The organism is Acinetobacter higginsii (assembly GCF_000369525.1).
GTDB lineage: Bacteria > Pseudomonadota > Gammaproteobacteria > Pseudomonadales > Moraxellaceae > Acinetobacter > Acinetobacter higginsii.
In genome coordinates this window covers 70,026-70,726 of the sequence record NZ_KB850071.1, presented here as the reverse complement: position 1 = coordinate 70,726, position 701 = coordinate 70,026, and the positions used below count along the sequence as shown (strand labels likewise).

1 pseudogene is annotated in these 701 nt (G+C 50.8%); it reads right to left on the bottom strand.

The features are described 5' to 3' along the window. Window positions 1-701 (bottom strand): annotated as a pseudogene (locus tag F902_RS22590) (beta strand repeat-containing protein); the annotation flags it as partial.

The following is a 701-nucleotide window of genomic DNA, read 5'->3' as shown; positions in this document are numbered from 1 at the left end:
CCAGAAGCAGTTGAACCATTATTAATCAATGTGCCGACAACACCTGTGAGAGAACCCGCAGCACCACCGATATCCGCACCTGCTAAATCAGAAATAGCTTCTAAAGTACCGTTTACGGTATCGCGCGAAGTTTCAAAGGTGAGGGTACCTAGATTAGTTAGATCGGTAACAGGATGAACACCCGGAAGAACACCGCTAATTGCGCCACCTACTGTAGTGATACCAGTGTTGATAATATCTGTTTTTAGGCTTTCAACGCCTTGAAGGACATCGATGCCTGTTTGGATTACACCTGTGACAGGGTTGTTACCCAAGTCACCGCCAGTAATGCCGCCAATGATTCCTGTGATCGCACCTAATGGACCGCCTTCACCACCACCAATACCGCCCGTGATACCACCGATAATGCCAGTGATCGCGCCTAGAGGACCACCTTCACCACCACCGATTCCGCCAGTAATGCCGCCAATGATTCCTGTGATTGCACCTAAAGGATCGCCTTCACCGCCGCCGATACCGCCAGTGATGCCACCGATGATGCCAGTGATTGTGCCAAGAGGGCCACCTTCACCACCACCGATTCCACCAGTCACACCGCCGATGAGACCACCAACATCAGTGAGGTCACCAGCAATATGCTGAACCAGACCAGAAGCAGTTGAACCATTATTAATCAATGTGCCGACAACACCTGTGAGAGA